This window comes from Cytobacillus sp. MT66 (assembly GCF_058792595.1).
Genome location: NZ_JBXAFB010000038.1, coordinates 1 through 3,856 on the forward strand (window position 1 = coordinate 1; position 3,856 = coordinate 3,856).

Here is a 3,856-nt window from a genome sequence, read left to right on the forward strand (position 1 = left end):
GCGTTCGTCCTGAGCCAGGATCAAACTCTCCAATAAAGAGTTGATATAGCTCATTGTTTAGTCCCATGCGGGACAAATAATTTACGTTGGCGTTTCTGTTTCGTTTAGTTTTCAAAGAACATTTTCTTTTATCGCTTTAAGCGACTTTTATAATATATCACTTCTCATATGTCCTGTCAACAACTTTTTACTTTATAACTTTGTGCTGTCTTGAGGACTTTTACTATGTTATCACCAGGTTTTAATAATGTCAATACTTAATAATAAAAACAGCTGCAGTCTTTGCAGCTGTTCAGATTTAAATAATCCATGCTTGAATAGCGACTAAAGAACATAGGCCTGGTATTCCCAAAAAGCCGGATACTGAGGCTGTTACTAGATTTATTGGGACATGAATGCCAAACTGATTTCCAAATGCATTTAAAAAGAATAAAAATAATGCCCCAATCAGTATTTTGATCACACCCTGTCCAATATACCTTACAGGTTTAACAGGGGCGCCAATAAATAAAAGAATGACAATCAATCCCCCTAAAATAGAGATCACCATAATAGGATCCAATAAAAAGTCCCCCCTTTAGGAATGCTTGTACTATCAATTTATGATGGCACAATTTAAAAAAGACCCAAATAGGAGGACATGTGTCGAGAATTTATTTATTTTTATAGACAATATTTCTATGTTTGACTTCCTTGTAAAGAAAAAAATATTTAGCTTCTTCCATTTTCCCCTGAATGATAACTTCCGCAGAAGGATCGAAACTTTTTTCCAGCAATAGTTTTTGACTGGACCAGGAGCATTTTAGTTTTTTTACCGTTTCCATTAGCTGATCATCAAATTCTTTACGCAGCCAGCCTTTCTTTCGAAACAGCATCCGCATTCTCCCCCATTAATCATTTAGGCTAAAGTTCTCTCCTGCCCTCTAGCGCTTTAGACAGTGTGACCTCATCTGCATATTCTAGGTCTCCTCCGACAGGTAATCCATGGGCAATTCTTGTTGTTCTTATGCCAGAAGGCTTCAACAGCCGAGAAATATACATAGCTGTAGCCTCCCCTTCGATATTTGGATTTGTAGCCAGGATGACTTCCTGTATTTGATCATCTTCCTGGAGCCTCTTTAAAAGGCTTGGAATATTTATATCCTCTGGCCCAATTCCATCCATTGGAGAAATGGCTCCCTGAAGCACATGGTACAGCCCATGAAATTCCTTCATCTTTTCCATAGCTATAACATCTTTTGGATCCTGCACTACACAAATAATAGAGCGGTTTCTTTTTTGATCCTCACAAATATAGCATGGATCTTGGTCTGTAATGTGGCCGCAGACAGAGCAATATCTTAAATTTCTTTTTGCGTTCACCAGTGCCTTGGCAAAATCAAGCACGGTATCTTCTTTCATATTTAATATAAAAAATGCCAGACGAGCGGCCGTTTTCGGGCCGATACCTGGCAATTTCATAAAGCTGTCAATAAGCTTCGATATCGGTTCAGGATAATGCATATGTGTTTATTCCCCCTATTAAAAACAGAGCACAAAGAGAAGTGCAAGGAGTCCGGTTCACCCGGCGCGGACTTAAGCGTCCCTCCATAAATCAGGAAATTTATACATTCCCATCTTTCAAAAAGAATTGAATCCGCCTTACACTAGCGGATTCAACTCTTAGCTTAGAACATTCCAGGAAGGTTCATTCCCTTAGTAAATTGTCCCATTGTGCTGCTTGATAATTCGTCAGCTTTTTTCAAAGCATCGTTAGTTGCTGCTAGAACTAAATCCTGCAGCATTTCAATATCCTCTGGATCGACGACCTCTTCCTTAATATTTACTTCAAGAACCTCTTTATGCCCGGATACAATAACAGTTACCATACCACCGCCAGCAGTTCCTTCAATTCTTTCTTCGCCAAGTTTCTCCTGTGCTTCAACCATCTTTTTTTGCATCTTTTGCATTTGCTTCATCATATTTTGCATATTGCCCATTCCACGCATTGTTCATGACCTCCATAATATAGGTTAATCTATTATTTCTATTAATTGTTCTCCGAATAATTCTTTTGCTTTTGCAACTAAAGGTTCTTCTTCCTTCGTCTCAAGGCCGCTATCAGGCTCATCAGTACGCTGATTCTGAATAAATTCCTCCCTGACCTTTCCCCATTGGTCATCAGGAATTCCTACTATTTGTTTTCTTTCCCCAAAAAGTCCATTCACTATATCTGATAGAGCTTCCAAAAACTTAGGGTTATCCATGGCCATTTGACAGTGAATCTCATGCTTAAATCGGACAATATAGGCCTGATTTGAAGCCGCCACTGGCTCAGCTTCATTTAAAAGAGCAGCGTGAGAAGGCAGAAGGCTTTCACGGATATCTCCCCAGCGGGCCTTTATAACACTCAAATCACTTTTTGTTGCATGCTTTAAAATTTCATTTATTTTCCCTACAGGTGCCTGGAAGGATTTGCGGGATACCCTTTGTGCTTTCTTTTGTGCAGCAGGCTGTTCTTCACTATGGGCAACTCCATTGCGCCGCAGGCTGCTGATTTCTTTCTCCAGGCTTTCAATCCTTTGAAGCAAAGGCTGAATATCTGCAGATGTTTCATGTGAAACTTTTCTGTCCAGCTGGCAAAGCTTAACAATAGCAACTTCAAGAAAAATCTTTGGATGGTTTGTCCAGCGCATTTCCTGCTGGGCTTTGTTCAACACATCAATTAGCTCATACAATTCATTAGGGCTAATTTTTTTTGCCAGGTCTTGAAAATCCGCATCAAGCATTACCCTCTCGAGGGATTCCTCTAAATTCGGAGCTGCTTGAAATAAAAGCATGTCCCGGTAATACAGAATAAAATCCTCCACAAAACGCTTTGGATCTTTCCCCTGAAAAAGAAGTTCTTCTAAATACTCTAGACCCGATGCGGCATCCTTCTCATATACCGCATTAGCAAGCTTGTTCAAAAACCCCTGGGAGACCGCTCCTGTTACAGTAAGAGCATCTTCTGCTGTTACTCGATCCTGGCTGAATGAAATTGCCTGATCAAGCAGACTAAGGGCATCGCGCATTCCGCCTTCAGCAGCTCTTGCGATAATTTGCAGCGCTTGGTCTTCACAGTCAGTTCCTGTCTCGTCAGCAATAAGCTTCATTCTTCCGACAATAGCCTGGGAAGTAATTCTTTTAAAATCAAAGCGCTGGCACCTTGAAATAATGGTCAGCGGAATTTTATGCGGCTCTGTTGTTGCAAGAATAAAGATTACATGTTTTGGCGGTTCTTCAAGCGTCTTTAATAAAGCGTTAAAAGCGCCAATAGATAACATATGCACTTCATCAATGATATAGACCTTATACCTTGTAGAGTTTGGCGCATATTTTACTTTATCGCGAATGTCTCTTATTTCTTCCACACCATTGTTAGAGGCAGCGTCAATTTCAATTACGTCTTGTATAGAGCCGTCTGTAATTCCTCTGCAGGATGGGCATTCATTACAAGGCTCACTGATTGGGGCTCTTTCACAGTTGACGGCCTTTGCTAAAATTTTAGCCGCACTGGTCTTTCCTGTACCCCGAGGGCCTGAAAACAAGTAGGCATGCGATATTTTTTCTTGAAGCAGGGCGTTTTGCAATGTTTTTGTTACATGTTCTTGCCCGACAACATCAATAAATGTCTGTGGCCTCCAAACGCGATATAAAGCTTGATACCCCATTGAAACGCCCCCTTCCTAAAGATTCTCTTAAACCATTATACCTTATCTATTTTCCTTTTTACAAAACGTATATGTACTTATTTAAATAAAAAGAGGCTGGGACATAATTAGCTTCAAATAGTGACAAAGGAGAATTTGAGTTCACTCAAATTCTCCTTTGTCTA

General features: G+C 40.1%; 5 protein-coding genes. All 5 read right to left on the reverse strand.

The window, feature by feature from the left end; all coding sequences use genetic code 11:
- Positions 1-298 precede the first annotated feature (298 nt).
- The 5 genes from AC1Q59_RS24650 to dnaX all read right to left on the reverse strand — a co-directional run bounded on the left by AC1Q59_RS24650 (position 299) and on the right by dnaX (position 3,692).
- The gene (locus AC1Q59_RS24650; RefSeq protein ID WP_492368509.1) at positions 299-562 is read right to left on the reverse strand and encodes a pro-sigmaK processing inhibitor BofA family protein; all 264 of its coding nucleotides are present in this window, start codon (positions 560-562) and stop codon (positions 299-301) included.
- Between the two features lie 91 nt (positions 563-653).
- Positions 654-875 (reverse strand): YaaL family protein, encoded by a 222-nt coding sequence (locus AC1Q59_RS24655; protein WP_492368510.1) that lies wholly within the window; start codon positions 873-875, stop codon positions 654-656.
- A gap of 28 nt (positions 876-903) precedes the next feature.
- Positions 904-1,503, reverse strand: a complete 600-nt coding sequence (recR, locus tag AC1Q59_RS24660) for a recombination mediator RecR (protein WP_492368511.1) — start codon at positions 1,501-1,503, stop codon at positions 904-906.
- Between the two features lie 164 nt (positions 1,504-1,667).
- Entirely contained in the window at positions 1,668-1,988 is a 321-nt protein-coding gene (locus AC1Q59_RS24665) for a YbaB/EbfC family nucleoid-associated protein (protein ID WP_492368512.1), read from the reverse strand.
- A 24-nt stretch (positions 1,989-2,012) separates the two neighbouring features.
- Entirely contained in the window at positions 2,013-3,692 is a 1,680-nt protein-coding gene (gene dnaX / locus AC1Q59_RS24670; RefSeq protein ID WP_492368513.1) for a DNA polymerase III subunit gamma/tau, read from the reverse strand.
- Positions 3,693-3,856 lie beyond the last annotated feature (164 nt).